Here is a 22,901-nt window from a genome sequence, read left to right on the forward strand (position 1 = left end):
ATGGTGCAGACCCCACAGGCGCTGGCTGCCGGCATCGAAAAATTTGTCTTCCCCGGCGAAAACGAACCCGTCCTGGCGAGCATAGACCTGACCTTGGCTCCAGGATCACTGACAGCGGTCCTGGGCGGTTCCGGCAGCGGCAAATCAACATTGGGCCGCCTCCTCGCCGGCTGGTTGCTGCCCGGCGACGGCGGGACACTCACGGGTTTTCTTGAGCTTGCCGGCACGCGCGTGCGGTTCGCCGGGACAGCTGCCGATCCGCGGATCGATCCCGGCAGCTGGGGCCGCCACGTGGGCTATGTGCCGCAGGATCCCGCCGCTGCCTTGTCCACGGTCCGGGCCACCGTGGCCGAGGAACTGGCTTTCGGGCTGGAAAACGCGGGGGTTGACCGTGAGAGCATGGCCGGCGCCGTCCGGCACACGGCAGCGCTGACCGGCCTGGCCCAACTGGTGGACCGGGATCCTGCCACCCTTTCCGGTGGACAGTTGCGCCGCCTGGCCATCGGCTGCGCGGTCATTTCCCGCCCCGCAGTTCTCATCATGGATGAGCCCTTCGCCTCCCTCGACACCGACGGAGCCACCGACGTCGCTGCCTTGGTACGGAACCTCGTACAGGACGGCACCGCCGTCGTGATCCTGAGCCAGCGGGCCGATCCCTTCCTGCACAATGCCGACAGGTGGCTGGTCCTCGTCAGCGGGACGGTAGCTGCGGCTGGCGCGCCGGCAGAAATCCTGGCTGCCGGTGCCCTTGAACCGGCAGGCGTGGTTTACCCGCGCCCGCTTACAGGCCGCCGGAGGCCGACCGAAGCAGGCTACCCAGCCGCCGTCGACAGTGCGCCGGCCTTGGAACTGCGTGACGTCTCGTTCACGTACCGCCAGATGCAGCGCAGAGGTTGGTTCAGGCCACAACCGGGCCCGCCGGCTGCCGCGGTACTGCACGGACTCAGCCTGACGGTCCGCGCGGGCGAGATCCTGGCGGTGACGGGTCCCAACGGTGCCGGAAAGTCGACGCTGCTGAGGCACCTCAACGGCTTGCTCCAACCAACCGCGGGCAGCGTGCTGGTCAACGGGCGGAACATCGGCGGGCACCCGGCGGGACAAGTGGCCCACGACGTTGGGCTCCTCTTCCAGCAGCCCCGGGACCAGCTGTTCGAGCGGACCGTGGAACGGGAAGTACGCTTCGGACTCGTCCGCCACGGGCCGGCAGCGGACCATGCGGTGCAGCACGCCCTCGCCGCCGTCGGCCTGGAGCACCTTGCCGGACGGCACCCGGCTGAACTGCCTGCGTCCCGGCAGCGGCTTCTGGCCCTGGCCACAGTGCTGGCCCGGCGTCCTTCAGTGCTTGCGCTGGACGAGCCCACCGTTTCGCTGGACGGCCCTGGGCTGGCCGCGCTGGACCGGGTGGTACGCAGCACGACGGCGGAGGGCACCGCCGTCGTGCTGGTCACCCACGACCTGGAGTACGCCCGCTCCATCGCGCACCGGCTGCTGCGCCTCGAGGCCGGCCGCCTGCTACCCGCGGACTGATTCCGGGGTAGCTGCATCCGCGCTGGCTGATTCGGACGACCGACCCGACAGGCCCGACGCGACGCCGGGCGCGAGGAACCGTTTCCCGTTAGCACGTTCCGCGGCGCCCACCCGGTCCAGGTATGGCGTGATGCCGCCCAGGAACATCGGCCAGCCGGCGCCGAGGATCATGCAGAGGTCGATGTCTTCAGGACCGGCCACCACGCCCTCATCCAGCATCAGCCCGATCTCCTCGGCCAGGGCATCCTGGACCCGGCGCAGCACCTGGTCACCGGTGGAGGGCGACGTGCCGAAGGACATCAGCGACAGGGTGGACTCCGGGATCTCCTGGGAGCCGTCGGCGGCCGGGGCCCAGAGAGATTTCACGCCGTTCTCGATGAGTTTCTGAAGGTTCGTGGACACGGCGAAGCGGTCTCCGAAGGCGGCGTTCAGGGACTCCTGGACGTGTTGCGCCACTGGCAGTCCCACCATGGCGCCCAGCGTAAACGGGGTCATCGGCAGGCCCATGGGCCGCAGGGCGTTGTCGGCAACGTCGGCGGGGGTTCCTTCGTCGAAGGCTGCGGTGACTTCGCCCATCAGCCGCAGCAGGATCCGGTTGACCACAAAGGCCGGCGCATCTTTGACCAGGACCGCAGTCTTTTTCAGGCCCTTGGCGAGCTCAAAAGCGGTGGCCAGCACGGCGTCGTCGGTCTTGGGGGCGCGAACGATTTCGAGCAGGGGCATCACGGCAACCGGGTTGAAGAAGTGGAAGCCCACCAGCCGTTCCGGGTGCGCGAGGTCTTCGGCCATTGCCGTGACGGACAGCGAGGACGTATTGGTGGCGAGGATGCAGTCCGGCGAGACGATTGCTTCCACCTCGGCGAAGACCTGCTTCTTGACGTTCAGCTCCTCGAAGACCGCCTCGATGACAAAATCGGCGTCCGCGAACGCCTCCTTGGAGACCGATCCCGTGACCAGGGCCTTGGTTCGGTTGGCTGCGTCCGGGCTGATCCGTTTTTTGCCGAGGAGCTTGTCCACTTCTGCATGGACGTAGCCCACACCCTTGTCCACCCGGGCCTGGTCGATGTCCGTCATCACCACGGGAACCTTGAGCTGGCGGGCGAACAGGAGGGCAAGCTGGCTGGCCATGAGGCCCGCACCCACAACGCCGATCTTGCTGACCGGACGGGCGAGCTTGCGGTCCGGTGCGCCGGCAGGCCGCTTGGAACGCTTCTGGACCAGGTCCAGGAATGCGTAGACCGTGGCGCGGAACTCGTCGGTCTGCATCAGGCCGGCGAGGGTATCGCATTCGAGGGCGGCGGATTCGGCCTGGGACATGGTCCGGTTGGCTTCGAGGATGTCCAGGACCTTGGCCGGTGCAGGGGAGGCGTTGGAGGTCTTGGCCTCCACGAACGTCCGCCCTGCGGCGACGGCTGCGGACCAGCGGCCGGCAACACCGGGATCAGCCGGGTCCACGGCGTTGGCCCGCTCCGGGACCGTCTCGCCGGTGATGACCGTGGCCGCCCAGGCGAGGGACTGTTCCAAGAAGTCTGCCGGCTCGAACAGGGCGTCGGCGATGCCCAGCTGGAAGGCCTGCGGCCCGTTGAGCGTCCGGTTGTTGCTGAGCGGGTTCTCGATCATCACCTTGACCGCGTTCTCGGGTCCGATCAGGCGCGGCAGGATGTAGACGCCGCCCCAGCCGGGGACCAAGCCGATGAAGGCCTCGGGGAGCGCCAGTGCACCGGCGCCGGTGGATACCGTGCGGTACGTGGACTGCAGGGCGATCTCCAAGCCGCCGCCCAGGGCAACGCCGTTGATGAACGCGAAGCTGGGGACGCCGAGGTTGGCCAGTGTGGCATAAACGTCATGCCCGAGCTGCGCCATCCACAGGCCATGATCGCGGTTCTCCAGCGACTTCACCGCGGACAGGTCGGCGCCGGCCACGAGGAAGTACGGCTTGCCGGTCACGCCTACGCCCACGATCTCGCCGCGGGCTGCACGCTCCTTCAGGCCCTCGAGGATTGTGCCCAGTTCCACCAGGGTATTGGGGCCCAGCGTGGTGGGTTTGGAATGGTCCAGGCCGTTGTCCAGCGTGATCAGCGCGAACACCCCAGGGCTCTGCTGGCCGGGGGCGGCAGGCAGCTTGATGTCCTGGACGTACGAGTGGGTCACGGTTTCGTCGGGGAAGAGCTCGGCAAGCTTGGTGAAATCGGCGGCGCTCATGCAGCGGCTCCTTCGGTGGTTGCTTCTGTGACTGCTTCTGTGACTGCTTCGCTGCCCGCTGCTGCGACGGCACCGCTGTAATCGGGATGATGCGGGTTTTCCCAGATGACGGTGGCTCCCATGCCCAAGCCTATGCACATGGTGGTGATCCCGTACCGGACCGAGTGATCTTCTTCGAACTGCCGGGCAAGCTGGTTCATCAGCCTGACGCCGGAGGACGCGAGGGGGTGGCCAACCGCGATGGCGCCGCCGTAGCGGTTGATGCGGGAGTCGTCGTCGGAAATTCCAAAGTGGTCCAGGAAACTCAGGACCTGCACGGCAAACGCTTCGTTGATCTCGAAAAGTCCGATGTCCTCAATGCCGAGGCCGGCGTTCTTCAGTGCTTTTTCGGTCGCGGGCACGGGGCCGATGCCCATGACCTCGGGTTCGACGCCGGCGTAGGCGTAGCTGACCAGCCGCATCTTGACCGGCAGACCCAGTTCCGCGGCAGCTTCCGAGGATGCCAGGACGGCGGCCGTGGCGCCGTCGTTCAGGCCGGCGGCATTGCCTGCCGTCACGCGGCCGTGGGCGCGGAAGGGAGTCCGCAGGGCTGCCAGGTCCTCGAGCGTGGTGCCCGGCCGGGGCGGCTCATCAACGCTGTTCACCGTCCAGCCCTGACCTGGCTTCAGGGTAGCCACAGGAACAAGGTCCGGCTGGATCTGACCCTGTGCGTAAGCGGCAGCGAGTTTGTCCTGCGAGGCAACGGCGTAGGCGTCCGTGCGTTCCTTGGTGATGGCGGGAAAACGGTCGTGCAGGTTTTCGGCCGTGTTGCCCATGTTCAGGGCGGCAGGATCAACCAGCCGCTCGGACATAAAGCGCGGGTTCGGATCGGCGCCGGAGCCCATCGGGTGGTTGCCCATGTGCTCCACACCGCCGGCAATCACGACATCGTAGGCGCCGAAACCGATGCCGCTCGCCGTTGTGGTGACTGCGGTCATGGCGCCGGCGCACATGCGGTCGATGGCGAATCCGGGGACGGTCCTGGGGAGCCCGGCCAGGAGGGCGGCCGTGCGGCCGAGGGTCAGGCCCTGATCGCCGGTCTGGGTGGTGGCGGCGACTGCGACTTCGTCGATCCTGGCCGGGGGCAGGGTGGGGTTGCGGCGCAGAAGTTCGCGGATGCACTTCACCATCAGGTCATCGGCGCGGGTTCCGGCGTAGATGCCTTTCTCGCCGGCCCGGCCGAAAGGTGTGCGGACGCCGTCAACAAAAACGACGTCGCGGACAGTTCGCGGGGATCCGCTGCTGTGTTCTCCGCTGTGACGGGCTTGGCTCACGTTTACTCCTCATCGAGACGTTGGCGCCGTCCGGAGGCCAAAGGGCAGCGCTCGGCGGGACGGCAGTGCACACTATGTTACTCGTCAGTAACATAGTGTGCAAGGCTCGGTGACGGGGCGTTTACTCGGTGGCTGCGGTTGCATTGGTTTCCTTGGCCGGCAGCGGTTTCGGGTTGAGGAAAGCGTCAGTGAGAAGCGGCGCGATCAGGCCGATCTGCCATTCGCGGGCACCGAGGGTGCGCAGCTCGGTGGCCACTGCTTCTTCGGTAACGTCCGACGGCGGACGCCACGCCACGCGGCGCAGGTAGTCCGGCGTCAGCAGGTTCTCCACGGGAAGGTTCAGTTCCTCCGCCTTCGCCTGCAGCAGCGGGCGGGCGGTGGACAGGCGTGCCGCGGCCTCGGGGTCGCGGTCGGACCACACCCGCGGCGGGGGTGGTGCGTTGGTGGGCAGGTGCAGCGGTGGAAGGTCCTCAAGGTCGCGGGCAGCGGCGATGCAGCGGAGCCACCGGGGCGCCTCACGCTGTGCCGCACGGCCATGGAAGCCCTTGGTGCCAAGCAGCTGGGGAACGGTGGACGGCATAGCTTTGGCAGCGGACACCAGGGCGGAATCCGGGATCAGCCGGCCCGGCGCCACATCGCGTTTCTGTGCCAGGGAATCGCGCTCCAGCCACATTTCGCGGACCGCGGCCAGCTGGCGCCGGTCGCGGATCTGGTGCAGGCCGGAAGTCTTGCGCCAGGGGTCAACCCGGGGAGGGGCAACGCCGGCGGCAAGGATCGCGGCAAACTCCTGCTCCGCGTAGTCCAGCTTGCCGTCGGCCTGCAGGAGTTCGATGAGTTCTTCACGCAGTTCGGTCAGGACTTCCACGTCCAGGGCGGCGTAGCGCAGCCAGGGCTCGGGCAGGGGCCGGGTGGACCAGTCGGCGGCCGAATGTTCCTTCGCCAGGCCAAAGCCGAGCAGCTGTTCGATGACGGCGGCCAGGCCAACGCGTGGCAGACCGGCCAGCCGGGCGGCGAGCTCCGTGTCGAAGAGCTTGTCCGGCCACATGCCCAGCTCGAGCAGGCAGGGCAGGTCCTGGCTGGCTGCGTGCAAGATCCATTCCACCCCCTGGAGCGCATCGTTGATGATGGACAGGTTCTCGAACGGTTCAGGATCGATCAGCCAGGTACCGGAGCCTTCGCGCCGGATCTGCACCAGGAACGCGCGCTGGCCGTAGCGGAATCCTGAGGCCCGTTCTGCATCAACCCCTGCGGGCCCTGTTCCGGCGGCGATGGCTGCCGCACACCGCTCCAGCCCGGACTGCGATTCGATGACCAGCGGCACGCCGTCGCGCGGAGCATCGAGGTCAATGACTACGGGGACCTGGCTGTCGAAGCCTTCCACCGTGATGTGGGGAGTGGTATCAGCAGCCGGAGCGCCGGCCGTGGTGTTTTCCGGAATATGAGGGGTCATGATGCCTTCAGTTTACCGACAAGGGGCAGTCCTAGTTCCGGCGCCGGCGCGGAAGGGCCGCGACGCCGTCGGGCAGAGGGGGGAGGCCGGCGAACGTACAGACCATGTCTGACCATGCCTCCAGGTGGGCGGCGACGTCCGACGACGCCGGAGTCCAGGAGGCGCGCAGCTCGATGTCGATCGACCCGGGCCGGTCAGAGAGTGTTCCAAAGCTCTCCGACAGGACGCGGGTGGCGGTCCCGCCAGCCGCCCGGTAGGGGGCCTTGTGATTCTCCAGGGCCTCCACCAGCCAGGTCCAGGCGACGGTGCCCAGCATTTCGTCGTTGCCCATTTCGGGTTCAAGCTGGGCCCGGATATAGGTGACAATCCGGAATTCGCCGTCCCAGACCGCTGAACCGTCGGGGTCGTGCAGCAGGATGAAACGGCCAGTGGCGAGCTCGGTGTCGTCGTCGTCCTCGGTGCCGGACGCCGCGGCCAGGGCCATGGCGGCGGGCCCGTGAACGGGAGTGGTGCCGCTGCCCGGTCCGGACGCCATGACCTCTGCCCCGAGTGCCACGGCGAACGGGGCCAGGCGAGCCGGGGCGGGAATTTCCGCCAGGCGTAGCTCACTGCGGCATTGGGCCTTCCTGAGGGTTCCCAAGGCGTGGAGAAATTCCGGGGGAACCGCGGCTAGTGCGTTCACCTTCGCAGATTACGCAACAGCGGGGGGCGGGCAGTGCAGGCTCGCCGTCGGCCGGTCCATGCTATCCGGCTTGCGTGCCCGCGTGGTGGGCCGCAAGTTCCCGTCGGATCGCGGCCACAAAGGCGTCGACGTCGTCTTCGCTCGTGTCGAACGAGCACATCCAGCGGACCTCGCGGGCGGCTTCATCCCAGTCATAGAAGCGGAAAGAGTCGCGTAGCCGGTCAGCTATGCCGGCGGGCAGGACGGCGAACACGCCGTTGGACTCGGTCTTCTGCGTGGGCTCCACGCCCTCGATCGTGTCCACAGCGGCGCGGAGGCGGGCGGCCATGGCGTTGGCGTGCGACGCCGAACGGAGCCACAGATCGCCTTCCAGCAGGGCGATGAACTGGGCTGACAGGAAACGCATTTTGGAGGCGAGCTGCATGTTCATCTTGCGCAGGAATTTCAGGCCGTGGGCCGCTTCAGGGTTCAGTGCCACCACCACCTCGCCGTACAGCAGCCCGTTTTTGGTGCCGCCGAAGGAGAGGATGTCCACCCCGGCGTCGCGCGTGAAAGCCCGCAGCGGCACGTTCAGGTGCGCGGCGGCGTTGGCCAGCCGCGCGCCGTCCATGTGGAGTTTCATGCCCTTGGCGTGGGCATGCTCCGCGATGGCCCGGACCTCATCCGGGGTGTAGCAGGTGCCAAGCTCGGTGGTCTGGGTAATGGACACCGCCAGCGGCTGGGCCCGGTGTTCGTCGCCCCAGCCCCACGCCTCGCGGTCGATCAGTTCCGGCGTCAGCTTGCCGTCGGGGGTGGGGACGTGCAGGAGTTTGATCCCGCCGATCCGTTCCGGAGCGCCGTTTTCGTCCATGTTGATGTGTGCGGTCGAAGCGCACACCACAGCACCCCAGCGCGGGAGCAGCGACTGCAGGGACAGCACGTTGGCCCCGGTGCCGTTGAACACGGGGAAGCATTCGATGCCGGCGCCGAAGTGCTCCTCCATCAGCACTTGCAGCCGTGCCGTGTAGTCGTCCTCGCCGTAGGACACCTGATGGCCCTCGTTGGCGGCCGCGAGGGCGGCTAAAACCTCGGGGTGCACACCGGAGTAGTTGTCCGAGGCGAAACCGCGGACGGACGCGTCATGCAGCCGGGCGGTGGGAGTTTCAAGCCGGGGGGCGGCATCTGCCGTTGTTGTCATTGCTTTGCTCACGTTCTCAGTCTAGGGAGGGCGGGTCCGGCCGGTCAGGGGGCCAGGCCGTCAGGGGATGTTGCGGTCAGAGGGTCAGAGGATCAGGAGCAGGCGCCGGCCGTTCAGTTCGGCCGCGGGGCGGCTGAACAGGCCGACGACGGCGGCGGCCAGGTCCTCGACGTCGGTGGCGCCGGGGAAGGTCCGTTCCGGGTGCGCCTTCCGGAGTTCTGCGTCCACCAGCGCTTTGACCACCAGGACGACGGCGGCGCCGCGCAAGGCGGTGCCCTCATCCGCGGCCCCGCGGGCCAGTCCCTCCGCCATGGCAAGTGTCCAGGTCTCCGCGGCGGCTTTCACCGCCACGTAGCTGGCCGTCGCGGCAGTGGGCTTGTCCACCGCGGTGGAGGAAACCATGGCAAACCGTCCGGTTCCAGCTGCGGCCAGGTCGGCGTAGAAGGCCCGGGAGACGTTCCTGAGCGTGGTGATGGCGCCGCGCTCCAGGAAGTCCCAGTCGGCGTCGCTCTGGTCCGTAATGCCCGCAGCCCCGCGCCAGCCACCCACAAGGTGGATAACTCCGTCCATCGATCCGGCGGTGCCCGCCAGGGTTTTCCGGAGGGCCTGAACGTCAGCGGGATCCGCGAGATCGCACACCAGGGGAGTGACGCCGTCGCCCGCCTTGGTTGCGGCGGCATCGATGCGCGTCCTGTCGGAGCCGACCGTGAACACCCGGAACCCTGCCTCGTGCAATGCCCGGGCCACCGCGATCCCGGACGGTCCGCTACCGCCCGTTACCAGGACGTTCAGTGCTGGGGCGAGGTCCGGAACAGGAAGAACGGGCGGGCCGCCGGGTTCGCTCACAGCGCGGACGCTCCGGTGATGCCGGCAGTGGATTCAATGACCGGTCGCATTTTCTTCTCCAAGGCTTCGTAGAACATGGACAGCGGAAATTCGTCATCCAGTACCTGGTCCGTCAGGCCGCGCGGCGGACCGGCAACAGGGAGCGCGTCGGGGCCTTTGGCCCAGGCTGATGCGGGGTTGGGCGTGACTGTGGCGGAGATCAGCTGGTACGCGGCAAGCCAATGGGCCATCTTCGGCCGGTCAATGGAGCGCCAGTAGAGCTCGTCGATCGACGCGCCGAGGGCGATCACCGCGTCCGCCACCTGGTCCCAGTCGATGCTCAGCCGGCTGTCGGTCCAGTGCAGGACGTGGTGCTGGTGCAGCCAGGCGAAGAGCAGTTGCCCGCCGAGGCCGTCGTAGTTGCGCACGCGGTTGCCGGTGATCGCAAAGCGGAAGATCCGGTCGAAGATGATGGCGTACTGGACCAGTTTCGCGTGCCGTCGTGCTTCGGGCCCGGCTTCTTCGTCCTGTTCGATCCGGACGGATTCCCGGAATGCTGTGAGGTCGCAGCGCAGTTCTTCCAGCGAATACAGGAAGTAAGGCATCCGCTGTTTGATCATAAACGGGTCAAAGGGCAGGTCGCCGCGCATGTGGGTCCGGTCATGGATCAGGTCCCACATCACAAACGTGGCCTCGGTCAGTTCCTGGTCCGCCAGGAGTTCCGCGGCACCCGCGGGCAGCTCCAGGGAAGTGATGTCCGCGGCCGCCTGCAAGACGCGGCGGAACCGGGCAGCTTCACGGTCCGCAAAAATTGCGCCCCAGGTGAAGGTGGGTGTTTGCCGGACGGCCACGGTTTCGGGGAACAGCACCGCAGAGTTGGTGTTGTAGCCGCGGGTGAAGTCCAGGAACCGGATGGGCACAAAGAGCTTGTTGGAATACTCCCCGGCCTCAAGGCCGGCCACAAAATCGGGCCAGATGACCTCGATCAGCACGGCCTCCACCAGCCGGCTGCTGCTTCCGTTCTGCGTGTACATGGGGAAGATGACAACATGCTGCAGGCCATCCTGGCGCTGCAGTTGTGGCTGGAACGCCAGCAGGGACGCCAAGAAGTCGGGCACACCGAACCCCGCCTTGGCCCACGCCTGGAAATCAGCGACGACGGCGTCAAGGTAGGCCGCGTCGTGCGGGAACAGCGGTGCCAGTTCGGTGAGGGACTCCGTGATCTCGGCAACCTCGGCCGTTGCGGCTGCGTGGTGGTCCGCGTCAGGGACGGAGCCGTCCTGGATCTGCAGCTCCTGCAGGGACTCGGTGGCGCTCCGGAGGCGGAGCCAGGCGGAATTTTCGGCGGTGATCCTTGGTGGGGCGCCGGTCACGGTGACGGTCATGGTGCGACTGCCTTTCTCATTGCTTGGGGCATCTACGGCGAGCGTAGCAAGCAACCAGAGTCCCTAACTCAAATAGCGCCTGAGCATAAGAAACTCTCGGGCTCGAGGCGTCCCGTGGCTCCGCCAGATGTAGGCGGAGCCACGGCTGGTGGACCTAGGACCCCGTGGATTCTTCCCCCGCAGCGCCGCGCGGCACCAGCTTCAGGGACACGGAATTTATGCAGAAGCGCTGGTCCGTGGGTGTGCCGTAGCCTTCACCCTCGAATACGTGGCCCAGGTGCGAGTCACAGTGCGCGCACCGTACTTCCACGCGCTTCATGCCGAGCGTCCGGTCGTGGATGTAGCGGACGGTGCCTTCGGCCAGCGGTGCCCAGAAGGACGGCCACCCGCAATGCGAGTCGAACTTTTCGTTGCTCCTGAAGAGCTCGGTTCCGCAGGCACGGCACTGGTAGACACCCTCCGTATGGGTGTCCACGTACTCGCCGGTGAAGGGGCGCTCCGTACCGGCCTGCCGCAGCACGTGGTACTCCTCCGGCGTGAGTTCCTGCCGCCACTCGGCGTCGGATTTCCGGTATGCGGGTTCCTCAGCGGCGGCGTCGGCGGCCGGATCCGGGACCGAATCCGCGGCCTTGATCTCGAAGATGTTCTTACCAAAGATGCTCATAGTCAGCTCAACGCTCAGGAGTCGCCGATAAATCCCGAACCGGCGTACAGGTGGAGAACGGGGAGCCCCAGCTGGTCCTGGGCTTTGTTGGCCCAGTCGGTGTGGAACGTATCCGCAACTGCGTGCGGCCGGGTGATCACCACAGCCTGGGCTGCGCCGAGCTCCTTGACCTTGGCCACGAGGCCTTTGACGGCGCCACCGTCCACTACCTGGCCCGTGACTCCGGCGCCCAGCCCACCCAGGGCAGCCAGCGAGACGGCCAGCGTCTCTGCAGCCTCGGCCCGTTCAACGGAGGGGTCCGGAGAGTGGGCGGTCAGTTCGCGGAACGCCTTAACTACGTCCAGCAGGGAGAGATTCTCAAGAAAATCCACCAGCAGATGCCGTTCAGTGTTCCCTGGAACCAGTAGGACAAGGGGCGTGTCCTGGCCGTCCACCAGGCGTTCTATGTTGACGCGGTCATCCGCGCCCAGGGGTTCTTCGGTCAGGATGACGATTGGATCGCTCATGGGATCAGCCTAGTCGTGTGCACCGGCGCCTGCATCCATTTGGGCAGCCCAGTGGTTGCGGCGCGGTGCGCGGTGTACTCGGGGCCAGCAGAATTCAAGCGCCACGTGCCGGACGGAATATGGTCAACCCGCCTGCGGCAGTAAGAATGGTTCCATGGCACCTTCCACGCGCACCCCCACGTTGACGGCGGCAGTTCCGATCCAGGCCGACGGCCGAATGTCGTTGCGCGCCAAATGGGCGCTCGGCGGCATCATTGGCGGCGGGGCCCTTGCCGGCCTCCTGGCCACAGGCTCCTCCGCGCTGGCGCTGTACTTTGCCAGGCGCGTGATCACTCCCGTCCGGCAGCGGACGTCGGACCAGGAGGTCCTGGCTGTGCTCCGGGAAGGCGGCGGCCGGCAGGTCATCCTGAAAGCCACACCGGAGACCACGGTGGCAGGTGTCTATGGCTTGTTTTTCGACGGCGGCAAGGGGCACGCGCGGATCGGTCGGATCGTGTCCTATGCGCCCGCAGACGGCACCGTCCTGCGCGAAGTGGAAGCAGTCTATGCCGGCGATCTCGATACGGCCCGCCGCGGCTGGTGGAGCGGCGCGCTCTATCCGGATCCCGCCACCGCCGGCTTTGATGCCGAGGACGTGCTGATCGACGTCGACGGCGGTACGGCACCGGCGTGGCTGGTCCGGGCCGGCGGTACGGCCCGGACCTGGGCAGTCATGGTTCACGGCCGCGGCGCAACCCGCCAGGAGGCTCTCCGGGCGGTCGGACCCGCCCTGGAACTGGGGCTTACCAGCCTGTTGGTTTCTTACCGGAACGACGGGTTGGCGCCGTCGGCCGAAGATGGCCGGTACGGCCTGGGATCCACGGAATGGCATGACGTGGAGGCCGCCATCGAGTTCGCCCTGGCCAACGGCGCAGAGGAAATTGTCCTCTTCGGCTGGTCCATGGGCGGCGCCATCTGCCTGCAGACGGCCGATCTCTCCCCGCACCGTCACCTGATCCGGGCCATGGTCCTGGACGCGCCCGTCATCAACTGGGTCAATGTGCTGGCCCACCACGCGCAGATCAACCGCATTCCGTCCCTGGTGGGCCGATACGGGCAGCTGATGCTGGGCCACCCCGTGGGCAGGAGGCTCACCGGATTGGCCGCACCCGTGGACCTCAAAGCCATGGACTGGGTGGCGCGCGCCGTGGAAGTCCGGACACCCACGCTGATCATCCACAGCGTTGATGACGAGTACGTGCCCTACGAACCATCCGCCCTGCTGGCGGAGCGGAATCCGGACATGGTCACGTTCGAAACGTTCAACCATGCCAGGCACACCAAGGAATGGAACGTGGATCCCGAGCGCTGGGAGAACCTGATCAAGGCCTGGCTCCGGCCCCAGTTGGCTCCGCGGCTTAACCCCGGCCAGAACCGCCCGGAGGAAACCCAGCCGTCGAGGTAACTAGCGTGTGCGGGTGCCGATCGCGGCCGTCACGGCTGCTGTCAGCCGGATGAGGTCGGCCGGCGCCAGCTCAACGTCCAGCCCGCGCTTGCCACCGGACACCAGCATGGTCCCCAGCTCCAGGGCGCTGCTGTCCACCACCGTGGGTGATGACTGGCGCTGGCCCAGCGGCGAGATCCCGCCAAGGACGTAGCCGGTGCGGCGTTCCGCGGCCACGGGGTCTGCCATCGAGGCCTTCTTGGCGCCCACGGCGGCGGCGAATGCCTTCAGGTCAAGGTTGCCGCTGACCGGCACCACCCCCACAGCCAGCCGACCTTCCACTTCCACCATGAGGGTCTTGAAGACCTTCTCCGGAGCGATTCCCAACGCTTCGGCCGCTTCGGCGCCGTAGCTGGGTGCCGAAGGATCGTGGGCATACGGATGCAGCACAAAAGGAACGCCGGCCGCAGCCAGTGCGGCTGTGGCCGGCGTTCCTGTCGAAGAACTCTTGCGTCCCAAAGCGCTCAGTTATCGGTTCGGGGAGCGGGGATCAGGACGCGGGCCGGGACGTCGCGGCGACCTTGCGCTTGATCCGTCCCAGCATGGCGGTCATGCCGCGCATCCGCAGTGGCGTGATGGCCCGCGTCAGGCCGAGCAGCTCCGGCATATCGTCCGGCACACCCAGGATTTCAGCCGCGCTGAGTCCGTCGAGTCCCTCATGCAGCACGCCGGCGAAACCCCGCGTGGTGGGGGCTTCCGGTGGCGCCTTGAAGTAGAGCCGGAACGCATCGGCCGTGCCGGCGTCGTTCTTTTCCGTCTCGATGGTCAGGAACAGCGGCGACTGGCATTCCACCACCTGCTCCAGGAGTTCGGGGTGGTCCTTCAGCCGGTCAGGCAATTCCGGTAGTTCGCGCGAGAACTCAAGAAGCAACTGAAGCCGATCATGTTCGGTCAGGGCCTGGAAGTCATCGACGATTTCCGCCAGCGCGGCGGGCAGGTCATGTGTAGTCATCTGTTCCAGTTTACGCCGGGACCGTGCCGCGCTCCGCGCCCTTGGCGATGGGAACCCGGACGGCGTTGCCCCACTCAGTCCAGGAACCGTCGTAGTTCCGGACAGTTTCAAAGCCCAGCAGGTACTTGAGCGCGAACCAGGTGTGGCTGGAACGCTCGCCGATGCGGCAGTAGGCCACCACGTCGTCGCCTGCGGTCAGGCCGGCCTCACCCAGGTAAAGGGCTTCGAGCTCGTCCCGGCTGCGGTAGGTTCCGTCCGGCGCAGCGGCACGTGCCCAGGGAATGGATGCTGCCGTGGGAATGTGGCCGCCGCGGAGTGCACCTTCTTCCGGGTAGGCCGGCATGTGGGTCCGCTGGCCGGTGTATTCCTCGGGGGAGCGTACATCGATCAGCGGCTTGCCGAAGTGTGCCAGGACATCATCCTTGAACGCCCGGATGGGGGCGTCGTTGCGCTCCACCAGTGGGTAGTCGCCGGGCACCGGGGCAGTCCGGTCCGTGGTCAGGTCGCGTCCTTCGGCAATCCACTTGTCCCGGCCGCCGTCGAGCAGCCGGACATCCTCGTGCCCGAACAGCGTGAAGACCCAGAGGGCATAGGCGGCCCACCAGTTGGACTTGTCCCCGTAGATGACCACCGTGCTGTCGCGGGAGATGCCCTTGGCAGCGGCCAGGGCTGCGAATGCCTCGCCGTTGACGTAATCGCGCGTCACTTCATCATTAAGGTCCGTGTGCCAGTCAATTTTGACGGATCCAGGGATGTGGCCGGTCTCGTAAAGGAGGACGTCCTCATCGGACTCGACCACCACCAGCTTTCCGTCCCCCAGTGCGCCGGCCTCAAGTGCGGCGGCAAGCCACTCTGTGGATACCAGACGCTCCGGATTGGCGTAGGCGGCGAACTTCTCGTTTTGTTCAACTGCGTAGGACATGTATTGGCCTTTCACTGAGACACAGGGCGGATCTGCTGAAGAAGGAAAACCTGCCTCTCACCCTAGCCACGGGCGGCGGCCCTGTCCGCCTCCTTGTTAACAGTGGGAAATATGGCCTTCGTCACGCAATGGCCTGTGCCGGCTTGATGGCGGGGGAGGCCCGGGCCATTGCCGGTATTCTTTCTGGGGACAACCCACCAGCAGAACGGACCACCTTGGTACAGATCGAACAGCTTGCCGCCCGCACTCCGGCGGTTTCGGTGGATGAACTCCTCAAGGGTTTTTATCCGTCCCCACGGTTTGGCCAGGTCTCCTTTGCCAGTTACCGGCCCGACCCGAACCAGCCGTCCCAGGCGGCGGCGGTCAAGGCCCTGGAAGCGTTCGCCGGAGGAGTTGGAGCCGGCGACGGCGACGGCCTGTTCAAGAAGCTCTTCGCCAAGAAAAAAGTGGCTACCAGGGCGGGGATTTATCTCGACGGCGGATTCGGCGTCGGAAAAACCCACCTCCTGGCCTCGCTGTGGCATGCCGCGCCGGGCCCCAAAGCCTTCGGTACGTTTGTGGAATACACCAACCTGGTGGGGGCACTGTCCTTCCGCAAGACAGTTGAGGCCCTGAGCCACTACAAGCTGGTCTGCATTGACGAATTCGAGCTGGATGATCCGGGCGACACCGTGCTGATGTCCCGTCTGATGCGTGAACTGGCCGACGCCGGCGTCAAGCTTGCTGCGACGTCGAACACCCTGCCGGGTTCGTTGGGTGACGGTCGCTTTGCCGCCGTCGACTTCGCCCGTGAAATCCAGGTCCTGGCGGACCAGTTCGATGTCATCAGGATCGACGGCGAGGATTTCCGCCACCGTGGCCTGCCCGCCGCCCCGGCACCGCTGAAGAACAGCCAGCTCGCTGCACAGATGAAGGCCGAGTTCGACGGCAAGACCGTGGCGGAGGACGAATTCAGTTCACTGATCGGCCACCTTGCCGGTGTCCATCCGAGCCGTTACCGGCAGCTCATCGACGGCATCGACGGCGTTGTGTGGCGCAACGTGGAGACCATCACCGAACAGGCCGTGGCACTTCGGTTCGTGGTGTTGGCGGACCGTCTGTACGACAAGGATGTGCCCATCCTGGCCAGTGGCGTTCCCTTCGACAAGCTCTTCACGGACGAGATGATGCACGGCGGCTACACCAAGAAGTATTTCCGTGCGGTGTCCCGCCTGACCGCATTGGCCCGCGAGGGCCAGAACCACGAGCCGTCCTAGGCACCTGACGCAACGCGGGGTCATATATTGCTCATCCGGAGGTGTCGGAGGGGCAACATATGACCCCGCGTTTGTTCCTAGTGACCCTTAAACGCCAAAGGTGCAGGTGCCGCCTCCCGGCGGGACCTGCACCCCCTTGACGTGCTAGGGCAATGCCCTGGCCAAATCCTTGTTACGGAGCCTTGTCAACCGGCGGAACCGGGTTGACTGGCGGAACCTGCTCGGTGGCAGGTGTCGCGCCGGGTGTTCCGTCGTTCTTGTCAACGAGCTTGGAAGCGCCCTCCTGGACTTTGTCCACGTGACCGGCGTACTTGCCGCCAGTCTTTGAGTCGACGAAATCGCCGGCTTTCGTGATGCCGTCCTTGATGGCCTGCTCGTTGCCGTGGATGAGACCCTGAGCCTTGCCCTTAAGATCGTCAATCAGTCCCACGAGCACCTCCCTTCAATCGCGGAGCCAGTTCGCTCCTCCGCAACCGATCCTAGCCTTGTCTGCAAGGCATGCCAAGGTAATCGGACGTTCTGCACGTTCGCCAGCAGCGGATTGAGGGCTAAACCCGACGACGATGCGCAAATAAAAAAGCAGCTCACGGGGAGCTGCTGTGTGTGGGCGATACTGGGATCGAACCAGTGACCTCTTCCGTGTCAGGGAAGCGCGCTACCGCTGCGCCAATCGCCCGGAACCGGAAGTCCGGCCATTTCGGATTTATTACTGGGGTAGAGAGCGGACGACGAGATTCGAACTCGCGACATCCACCTTGGCAAGGTGGTGCTCTACCAGCTGAGCTACGTCCGCGTATGAAGTACATCCTGGCCGGTGGCCTGGCGTACTGCATGAAGCAAGTTTCCTTGCTTGGTGGGCGATACTGGGATCGAACCAGTGACCTCTTCCGTGTCAGGGAAGCGCGCTACCGCTGCGCCAATCGCCCATTTCGTCCGGCGTGAACCGGAATCCATGGTTTTCACCGAGGTGGGTACGGGATTCGAACCCGTGTGAACGGCTTTGCAGGCCGCTGCCTCGCCTCTCGGCCAACCCACCGTGTAAGCTCCGATTTCGAAAAATCCTTGCCGTGACAGTGTCCTGCGAGCGGACGACGAGATTCGAACTCGCGACATCCACCTTGGCAAGGTGGTGCTCTACCAGCTGAGCTACGTCCGCATTTGGGCCGCTGAATCCCTGCCGTTTCGGGCATTTCCTCGCGTTCCAACGAGTAAGAACTCTATAGGAGGTTCAGGGATTCTCCAAATCGAACGTGCTTCAACGCCGGCAATGCCCCTGCATCCCTGCAATCTAGGGGATTTTTCTAATTACAAGTGTGTAATTCGAGCTAGGTTCCGGCTCGATTTCCATAAACCCCGCCGGGTCGGCTAGCATTCAAAGGCATCGGGGCGATTGGCGCAGTGGTAGCGCGCTTCGTTCACACCGAAGAGGTCACTGGTTCGAACCCAGTATCGCCCACCGAGGAATCTGGTCCGTTTCCGCTCAGCCGAGCGGAAACGGACCTTTTTTGTGTGCCCGCCATTCTGTCAGCCCCTTGTGAAAGAGTCTTTGTATGACTGATCCACTCCTTGCCCACGCCACGGAATACGGCCGCATGTATGCGCGGTCCACCTCCGAGCAGTTCTCCGTTCCGTCCATCACCACCGTCATCGGCCAGCAGCCGCACGGACTGGACGGCTGGTTCGGTTACATGGGCGCCAGCAGCCTGGCGAAGGATCCGCTGCTGGCCGACTCGCTGGGCAGCCCGGCGAAAATCCGGCAGGCCGTCAACCGGGCCTCAAAGGCAGCAGAAATCTACCGGGACGACGCCGCCAAACGTGGTGACCGCGTCCATAATTACTGCGAGCAGGTTGCACTCCGGGCCCTGGGCCGGCCGCACACCATGAAGGAAACCCGCGAGGCCCTGGCAGCCAACGGCGAGGAAGGCTTTGCCGTGCGGTTCGACGAGTGGTGGGAGCTCTACGCCGTGCAGCCCATCGCACCTGAAATCACCGTCTGGAACAAGTCAGTGGGCTACGCCGGGACTCTGGACCTCGTGGCCAAAATCAACGGCCGCATCTGCGTCATTGATTACAAGACCAAAGGCACCACGCGGGACGGCACCGTCAAGCCGCTGGACGACAAGGTGGTGATGCAACTGGTCGCCGGCATGAAGGCCGAAGAAAGCCTCGTGGACCCGGTGGCCGGGGAATGGGAGCCCTGGAAGTACGGCGAGAACCCGCTCCTGTTGGCGGTGGCCATCGGCGAGACGGAAGTCCGTCCGGTCCGCGCCAACCCCGACGTCCTCAAACACCACTGGTGGAAGTTCTGCGCCCTGCGCCGGGTCTGGGAACTGTCCGCCGATACGCTCGCCGCCGGTTCCGCGCTTCTTCCGGTGGCTCCGCCTGTCTCCTCGCAGGCCCGCAGCGCCTAGCGTGCCCCTGCACCTAAACTGGATAGGTTCCCCAATAACCCCCACCGTGAGGAAAGACAGCACATGGCCATTCTGAATATCCGCATCATCGGCGATCCCGTGCTCCGCACAGTGGCCGATCCCGTGACGGAATTCGGTCCTGAGCTCACCAAGCTGGTTGCGGACATGATGGAAACCATGGAGGACGTGGACGGCGCCGGCCTCGCAGCCCCCCAGATTGGTGTCAGCCAGCGGGTCTTCACCTACCGGATTGACGGCGTGGAGGGCCACATCATCAATCCGGTCCTGGAAAGCAGCGAGGACTACCAGGCGGACCAGGTTGAGGGTTGCCTGTCCATTCCTGGCCTCGCGTTCCCGGTCCGCCGTTTCCGCGCAACCCGCGCCACCGGCGTGGACCTTGACGGGAATCCTGTCGCTGTGGAGGGCGAAGGCATGCTGGCCCGTTGCTTCCAGCACGAGACGGACCACCTGGACGGCATCCTCTTCACTGACAGGCTGGAGGGCGAGGACCGGAAGACGGCGCTGCGCTCCATCCGCAATGCCAACTATGAGGCTATTACGGAACGCACGACGACGAAGCGCGCCAAGACGGTCGGGTCCAGTTTCGGGGGCGCGAGCTTTGGGGGCACAGGCACCGGGGGCGGCAGCTTCGGCGGCGGCGCCACCACATGAGGGTACTTTTTGCGGGCACCCCCGCCGTGGCTGTCCCGTCCCTTGATGCCCTCGTTGAGGCCGGTTTTGAGATCGTTGCTGTCCTGACCCGTCCCGACGCGCCGATTGGGCGCAAACGGGTGCTGACGCCGTCGCCCGTTGCCGCACGCGCCGCGGAGATGGGGATCGACGTCATCCACGCCACCCGCGTTAACGAGGCCGTGACGGCGAAAATCGCCGCGGCCACGCCGGACGTGGCCGCCATCGTGGCCTACGGCGGGCTGATTCCGCGCGCCGCCCTGGATGTTCCCCCGCACGGTTGGATCAATCTGCACTTTTCCCTGCTTCCCGCATGGCGTGGCGCTGCCCCCGTGCAGCGGGCAGTGATGGCTGGTGACGACATCACCGGTGCTGTCACTTTCCTGTTGGAAGAAGGTTTGGACACGGGCCCGGTCTTCGGAACGCTGACCGAGGGCGTTGGCCCGGAAGACACCGCCGGAGCGCTGCTGGAGCGGCTGTCCCACAGCGGGGCTGTGCTCCTTGCGCAGACGCTGTCCGCCGTTGAGGCCGGGAGGGCAGCTGCGCAGCCGCAGGTCGGCGACGTTTCACTGGCCCCCAAACTGACCATCGATGACGGCCGGCTCGACTGGAAGCAGCCCGCTCTGGCGATCGGCAGGCGCGCCCGTGGCGTAACCCCCGAGCCCGGTGCCTGGACCACCTTGGACGGACAGCGTGTCAAACTCGAACCCGTCCGCCTCCGGCCAGGTGACACCAACTTGAAGCCCGGCGCGGTGTTCCTCGACGGGAAGTGCGTCCTGGTGGGCACCGGATCCCATGCTGTGGAGCTGACGAGGATCCAGCCTTCGGGCAAAAAGATGATGGCCGCCGCCGACTGGGCGCGTGGCATGGCAACACTGGAAAGCGTGGTCTTCGAATGAGCGAATCCGGCGGTAGTGCAGGCGGCAGGGGCGGCAGCGGAAGCGGCGCCGCAGGCGGCGGGCGGGGCAACAGCGGGCGGGGCAAAGGCGGCCCACGGGATTCCAGCCAGCGCAACGCCCAGGGCCGCGAACGTAACCGCCCCTCCCAGCGGAGCTTCACGGAAAACGCCCCGGCGCAGCGGACCCGCCGGGCGGATCCAGCGCGGCTGGTGGCTTTTGAAGTCCTGCGCGCGGTAGCCGCCGAGGACGCCTATGCCAACCTGGTGCTCCCGTCCCGCATCCGCCATCATGGCCTGGACAAGCGCGACGCCGGCTTCGCCACCGAGCTCAGCTACGGGGCCCTGCGTGGCCAGGGCACCTACGATGCCATCCTGGCCCGCTGCGTTGACCGGCCGTTGGACCAGCTTGACCCGGCCATTCTCGATGCCCTGCGGATCGGCACCCATCAGCTGCTGGCTATGCGCGTCCCGGCCCACGCCGCCTTGGATCAGACCGTGGGCCTGGCCCGCGCCGTCATCGGCGCCGGACCCTCCGCCCTGATCAATGCTGTGCTGCGGAAGGTGACTGCACACACGCTGGAGGAGTGGCTGGAGGTCCTCGTCGCCGGCGAAACCGACGAAACCACCATCGCATCCCTCCGCTACGCACACCCCGAATGGATCGTCCGGGCGATGCGTCAGTCCTTGGTGGCCCACGGGCGGTCAGCCGCTGAAATCAATGACCTGCTGGAAGCCGATAACGAAGCTCCGGTGGTTAACCTCGTGGCGCTGCCGGGCCTGGGCAGCCTGGATGAAGCCCTGGAAGGCGGGGCCACACTGGGTGAACTCGTTGAAGGTTCGGCGCTCTCCAGCGGCGGAGACCTGGGCCGCCTCGCCTCCATCCGGGAAGGCAGCACGCGCGTCCAGGATGTGGGCTCCCAGCTGGTGGCCCGCGCCATGGCGGCCGTGGACCTCGATCCCACCGAGGGCGCTGGAGCAGTACACCGGAACGAAACCTGGCTGGACCTGTGCGCCGGCCCCGGCGGCAAGGCCGCCCTGCTGGGCGCGCTGGCCAACGCCCAGGGTGCCACACTGCTCGCCAATGAACCTGCCCCGCACCGTGCCAAGCTCGTCAGCCAGGCGCTGTCCGCCGTTCCCAGGGACGTCTGGCGCGTCCGGACCGGCGACGGCCGCGACCTCGGCACAGAGCAGCCCGAGTCCTTTGACCGGGTCCTCGTGGATGTCCCCTGCAGCGGGCTTGGTGCGCTGCGCCGCAGGCCGGAGTCCCGCTGGCGTCGCACCCCCAAGGACCTCGCGGATCTGGGGCCACTGCAGCGTGCCCTGCTGAAATCGGCGCTGGACGCCGTCCGCCCCGGCGGCGTGGTTGCCTACGTCACCTGTTCACCCCACCCGGCCGAAACCACGGCAGTGGTCAGCGATGCCCTCCGGAAGCGTGATGACCTGGAACTACTCGACGCCGGTGCGGTGCTGGACAGTGTGAGCCTGACCGGAAACCTGGGCGCCGGCCACGATTCCACGGCGCAACTCTGGCCGCACATCCACAGCACCGATGCCATGTTCCTGGCCCTCATCCGGAAGAAGGCCTGACCCGTGAAAGGTTCCCCCATGCCGCAATGCTGCATCAACCCCAGCATCCTGTCCGCCGATTTCGTCAACCTCGAAGCCGAACTGCAGCGCATCAGCAACGCTGACGCCGTGCACGTGGATGTTATGGACAACCACTTTGTCCCCAACCTCACCTTGGGCCTGCCCGTGGTCCAGCGCATCCAGGCGGTCAGCCCCGTCCCGCTGGACGCCCACCTGATGATCTCCGACGCCGACCGCTGGGCGCCGGGGTTCGCCGACGCCGGGCTGGCCTCCGTTACCTTCCACGCTGAAGCCTCGATTGCCCCGGTCAAACTGGCCCGCGAACTGAGGGCCCGCGGCTCCAAGGCCGGCATGGCGCTGCGCCCTGCCACGGCCGTGGAACCCTACCTGGACATGCTCGAAGAACTGGACATGCTCCTGATCATGACCGTGGAGCCGGGGTTCGGCGGCCAGGCGTTCCTGGACTTCACCCTGCCCAAGATCCGCAGGGCACGGGCAGCCATTGACGGCTCCGGAATCAATGTCGCCATCCAGGTGGACGGCGGTATTACCGAGGAAACCATTCTGCGGGCGGCCGAAGCAGGCGCGAACGTCTTTGTTGCGGGTTCGGCTGTTTACGGCGCCGAAGACCCGGCTGCAGCCATCGGACGGCTCCGCGAAGCCGGCAGCATGAAGTTACGTGCTGCGTCCGCGGAATAGTCTGGGCCACCTTGTGGTTATGGCACAATAGCAACACACAATACGTGCTCCGGGGTCGGTGTAAGTCCGAACCGGCGGTGACAGTCCGCGACCCGCGAGCCGGCGCTTTCCCCTTCGGGGAAGGAACCGGCGGACGGTTGAACTGGTGAAATTCCGGTACCGACAGTTAAAGTCTGGATGAGAGAAGCACGTACAGCTGTATCTGCGGCGCCCTGTGGCGCTGCGGTCTTCTGCTGTCGTATACCCCCGGAGCCATCGCGGTTCTAGAGGGA

Annotated in this window: 21 protein-coding genes, 6 tRNA genes and 1 riboswitch; of the genes, 9 read left to right on the forward strand and 18 right to left on the reverse strand. The window is 66.1% G+C overall.

The genetic code is table 11. The features are described 5' to 3' along the window. Positions 1 to 1,527 carry an ABC transporter ATP-binding protein gene (locus ACZY0Q_RS00675; RefSeq protein WP_463913461.1) on the forward strand — a complete coding sequence of 509 codons (1,527 nt, stop codon included), beginning with the start codon at positions 1 to 3 and terminating at the stop codon, positions 1,525 to 1,527. Here the strand turns inward: ACZY0Q_RS00675 and ACZY0Q_RS00680 are convergent. The 9 genes from ACZY0Q_RS00680 to ACZY0Q_RS00720 form a co-directional block, all read right to left on the reverse strand. Next, entirely contained in the window at positions 1,513 to 3,729 is a 2,217-nt protein-coding gene (locus tag ACZY0Q_RS00680; protein WP_463913463.1) for a 3-hydroxyacyl-CoA dehydrogenase NAD-binding domain-containing protein, read from the reverse strand. The genes ACZY0Q_RS00675 and ACZY0Q_RS00680 overlap by 15 nt on opposite strands. Beyond that, entirely contained in the window at positions 3,726 to 5,042 is a 1,317-nt protein-coding gene (locus tag ACZY0Q_RS00685) for a thiolase family protein (RefSeq protein ID WP_463913466.1), read from the reverse strand. The genes ACZY0Q_RS00680 and ACZY0Q_RS00685 overlap by 4 nt, the downstream gene beginning before the upstream one ends. Before the next feature lie 121 nt (positions 5,043 to 5,163). Continuing rightward, the gene (locus ACZY0Q_RS00690; protein WP_463913469.1) at positions 5,164 to 6,492 is read right to left on the reverse strand and encodes an HRDC domain-containing protein; all 1,329 of its coding nucleotides are present in this window, start codon (positions 6,490 to 6,492) and stop codon (positions 5,164 to 5,166) included. A gap of 31 nt (positions 6,493 to 6,523) precedes the next feature. Further along, a complete protein-coding gene (locus tag ACZY0Q_RS00695) occupies positions 6,524 to 7,174 on the reverse strand; it encodes a DUF3000 domain-containing protein (RefSeq protein ID WP_463913472.1) in 651 nt (216 codons plus the stop codon). Positions 7,175 to 7,235: 61 nt separating this feature from the next. Continuing rightward, positions 7,236 to 8,351 (reverse strand): threonine aldolase family protein, encoded by a 1,116-nt coding sequence (locus tag ACZY0Q_RS00700; protein WP_463916199.1) that lies wholly within the window; start codon positions 8,349 to 8,351, stop codon positions 7,236 to 7,238. 84 nt (positions 8,352 to 8,435) lie between these two features. Further along, positions 8,436 to 9,197, reverse strand: coding sequence for an SDR family oxidoreductase (locus tag ACZY0Q_RS00705; RefSeq protein WP_463913475.1), 762 nt, complete (start codon positions 9,195 to 9,197; stop codon positions 8,436 to 8,438). After that, the gene (locus ACZY0Q_RS00710) at positions 9,194 to 10,561 is read right to left on the reverse strand and encodes a DUF6421 family protein (RefSeq protein WP_463913478.1); all 1,368 of its coding nucleotides are present in this window, start codon (positions 10,559 to 10,561) and stop codon (positions 9,194 to 9,196) included. Before ACZY0Q_RS00710 ends, ACZY0Q_RS00705 begins: the two co-directional genes overlap by 4 nt. Before the next feature lie 154 nt (positions 10,562 to 10,715). After that, positions 10,716 to 11,225 (reverse strand): peptide-methionine (R)-S-oxide reductase MsrB, encoded by a 510-nt coding sequence (gene msrB / locus ACZY0Q_RS00715; RefSeq protein ID WP_463913481.1) that lies wholly within the window; start codon positions 11,223 to 11,225, stop codon positions 10,716 to 10,718. Positions 11,226 to 11,239: 14 nt separating this feature from the next. Next, complete coding sequence (locus ACZY0Q_RS00720) at positions 11,240 to 11,731, reverse strand: hypothetical protein (protein ID WP_463913484.1); 492 nt, start codon at positions 11,729 to 11,731, stop codon at positions 11,240 to 11,242. 154 nt (positions 11,732 to 11,885) lie between these two features. On the opposite strand from ACZY0Q_RS00720, the gene ACZY0Q_RS00725 reads away from it, so the two are divergent. Beyond that, positions 11,886 to 13,175: an alpha/beta hydrolase family protein gene (locus ACZY0Q_RS00725; RefSeq protein ID WP_463913487.1), complete on the forward strand. Its 1,290-nt coding sequence runs from the start codon at positions 11,886 to 11,888 to the stop codon at positions 13,173 to 13,175. Here ACZY0Q_RS00725 and ybaK read toward each other — a convergent pair whose 3' ends face one another. The 3 genes from ybaK to ACZY0Q_RS00740 are packed head-to-tail and all read right to left on the reverse strand — an operon-like array spanning position 13,176 to position 15,088. Beyond that, positions 13,176 to 13,673, reverse strand: a complete 498-nt coding sequence (ybaK, locus tag ACZY0Q_RS00730; RefSeq protein WP_463913490.1) for a Cys-tRNA(Pro) deacylase — start codon at positions 13,671 to 13,673, stop codon at positions 13,176 to 13,178. It lies immediately after the preceding gene. A gap of 31 nt (positions 13,674 to 13,704) precedes the next feature. Beyond that, positions 13,705 to 14,166: a SufE family protein gene (locus ACZY0Q_RS00735; RefSeq protein WP_463913493.1), complete on the reverse strand. Its 462-nt coding sequence runs from the start codon at positions 14,164 to 14,166 to the stop codon at positions 13,705 to 13,707. A gap of 10 nt (positions 14,167 to 14,176) precedes the next feature. Next, positions 14,177 to 15,088, reverse strand: coding sequence for a sulfurtransferase (locus ACZY0Q_RS00740; RefSeq protein ID WP_463913495.1), 912 nt, complete (start codon positions 15,086 to 15,088; stop codon positions 14,177 to 14,179). A gap of 215 nt (positions 15,089 to 15,303) precedes the next feature. On the opposite strand from ACZY0Q_RS00740, the gene zapE reads away from it, so the two are divergent. Beyond that, positions 15,304 to 16,344 (forward strand): cell division protein ZapE, encoded by a 1,041-nt coding sequence (gene zapE, locus ACZY0Q_RS00745; RefSeq protein ID WP_463913497.1) that lies wholly within the window; start codon positions 15,304 to 15,306, stop codon positions 16,342 to 16,344. Between the two features lie 172 nt (positions 16,345 to 16,516). Here the strand turns inward: zapE and ACZY0Q_RS00750 are convergent, their stop codons facing one another. From ACZY0Q_RS00750 to ACZY0Q_RS00775, 6 genes are all read right to left on the reverse strand, one after another. Next, on the reverse strand, positions 16,517 to 16,774 hold the full coding sequence (locus ACZY0Q_RS00750; RefSeq protein ID WP_463913499.1) for an antitoxin: 258 nt from the start codon (positions 16,772 to 16,774) through the stop codon (positions 16,517 to 16,519). A gap of 174 nt (positions 16,775 to 16,948) precedes the next feature. Further along, positions 16,949 to 17,020: transfer RNA gene (locus tag ACZY0Q_RS00755), tRNA-Val, on the reverse strand. A gap of 44 nt (positions 17,021 to 17,064) precedes the next feature. Beyond that, a tRNA-Gly gene (locus tag ACZY0Q_RS00760) sits at positions 17,065 to 17,137 on the reverse strand. Positions 17,138 to 17,195: 58 nt separating this feature from the next. Next, positions 17,196 to 17,270, reverse strand: a tRNA-Val gene (locus ACZY0Q_RS00765). A gap of 39 nt (positions 17,271 to 17,309) precedes the next feature. Next, positions 17,310 to 17,380 (reverse strand) — tRNA-Cys (locus ACZY0Q_RS00770). A gap of 47 nt (positions 17,381 to 17,427) precedes the next feature. After that, a tRNA-Gly gene (locus ACZY0Q_RS00775) sits at positions 17,428 to 17,500 on the reverse strand. Between the two features lie 228 nt (positions 17,501 to 17,728). Between ACZY0Q_RS00775 and ACZY0Q_RS00780 the strand changes: the two genes are divergently transcribed. The 6 genes from ACZY0Q_RS00780 to rpe all read left to right on the forward strand — a co-directional run bounded on the left by ACZY0Q_RS00780 (position 17,729) and on the right by rpe (position 22,629). Continuing rightward, positions 17,729 to 17,800 (forward strand) — tRNA-Val (locus ACZY0Q_RS00780). Between the two features lie 94 nt (positions 17,801 to 17,894). Continuing rightward, entirely contained in the window at positions 17,895 to 18,755 is an 861-nt protein-coding gene (locus ACZY0Q_RS00785) for a cytochrome (RefSeq protein ID WP_463913501.1), read from the forward strand. Between the two features lie 63 nt (positions 18,756 to 18,818). Further along, positions 18,819 to 19,427, forward strand: coding sequence for a peptide deformylase (gene def, locus ACZY0Q_RS00790; RefSeq protein WP_463913504.1), 609 nt, complete (start codon positions 18,819 to 18,821; stop codon positions 19,425 to 19,427). Beyond that, a complete protein-coding gene (gene fmt, locus ACZY0Q_RS00795; protein ID WP_463913507.1) occupies positions 19,424 to 20,344 on the forward strand; it encodes a methionyl-tRNA formyltransferase in 921 nt (306 codons plus the stop codon). The genes def and fmt overlap by 4 nt, the downstream gene beginning before the upstream one ends. Then, a complete protein-coding gene (locus ACZY0Q_RS00800) occupies positions 20,341 to 21,930 on the forward strand; it encodes an RsmB/NOP family class I SAM-dependent RNA methyltransferase (protein WP_463913509.1) in 1,590 nt (529 codons plus the stop codon). Before fmt ends, ACZY0Q_RS00800 begins: the two co-directional genes overlap by 4 nt. Before the next feature lie 18 nt (positions 21,931 to 21,948). Beyond that, positions 21,949 to 22,629: a ribulose-phosphate 3-epimerase gene (gene rpe / locus ACZY0Q_RS00805; protein WP_463916200.1), complete on the forward strand. Its 681-nt coding sequence runs from the start codon at positions 21,949 to 21,951 to the stop codon at positions 22,627 to 22,629. Between the two features lie 40 nt (positions 22,630 to 22,669). Then, positions 22,670 to 22,823: riboswitch (FMN riboswitch) on the forward strand. Positions 22,824 to 22,901 lie beyond the last annotated feature (78 nt).

This window comes from Pseudarthrobacter lactosi, from assembly GCF_055412785.1.

Coding starts and splice junctions, on each gene's coding strand:
- fmt (WP_463913507.1), top strand. CDS start 19,424: ATGAGGGTACTTTTTGCGGGCACCCCCGCCGTGGCTGTCCCGTCCCTT.
- ACZY0Q_RS00690 (WP_463913469.1), bottom strand. CDS start 6,492: ATGACCCCTCATATTCCGGAAAACACCACGGCCGGCGCTCCGGCTGCT.
- rpe (WP_463916200.1), top strand. CDS start 21,949: ATGCCGCAATGCTGCATCAACCCCAGCATCCTGTCCGCCGATTTCGTC.
- ACZY0Q_RS00700 (WP_463916199.1), bottom strand. CDS start 8,351: ATGACAACAACGGCAGATGCCGCCCCCCGGCTTGAAACTCCCACCGCC.
- ACZY0Q_RS00680 (WP_463913463.1), bottom strand. CDS start 3,729: ATGAGCGCCGCCGATTTCACCAAGCTTGCCGAGCTCTTCCCCGACGAA.
- ACZY0Q_RS00785 (WP_463913501.1), top strand. CDS start 17,895: ATGACTGATCCACTCCTTGCCCACGCCACGGAATACGGCCGCATGTAT.
- msrB (WP_463913481.1), bottom strand. CDS start 11,225: ATGAGCATCTTTGGTAAGAACATCTTCGAGATCAAGGCCGCGGATTCG.
- ACZY0Q_RS00710 (WP_463913478.1), bottom strand. CDS start 10,561: ATGACCGTCACCGTGACCGGCGCCCCACCAAGGATCACCGCCGAAAAT.
- ACZY0Q_RS00720 (WP_463913484.1), bottom strand. CDS start 11,731: ATGAGCGATCCAATCGTCATCCTGACCGAAGAACCCCTGGGCGCGGAT.
- ACZY0Q_RS00675 (WP_463913461.1), top strand. CDS start 1: ATGGTGCAGACCCCACAGGCGCTGGCTGCCGGCATCGAAAAATTTGTC.
- ACZY0Q_RS00725 (WP_463913487.1), top strand. CDS start 11,886: ATGGCACCTTCCACGCGCACCCCCACGTTGACGGCGGCAGTTCCGATC.
- def (WP_463913504.1), top strand. CDS start 18,819: ATGGCCATTCTGAATATCCGCATCATCGGCGATCCCGTGCTCCGCACA.
- ACZY0Q_RS00735 (WP_463913493.1), bottom strand. CDS start 14,166: ATGACTACACATGACCTGCCCGCCGCGCTGGCGGAAATCGTCGATGAC.
- ACZY0Q_RS00740 (WP_463913495.1), bottom strand. CDS start 15,088: ATGTCCTACGCAGTTGAACAAAACGAGAAGTTCGCCGCCTACGCCAAT.
- ACZY0Q_RS00800 (WP_463913509.1), top strand. CDS start 20,341: ATGAGCGAATCCGGCGGTAGTGCAGGCGGCAGGGGCGGCAGCGGAAGC.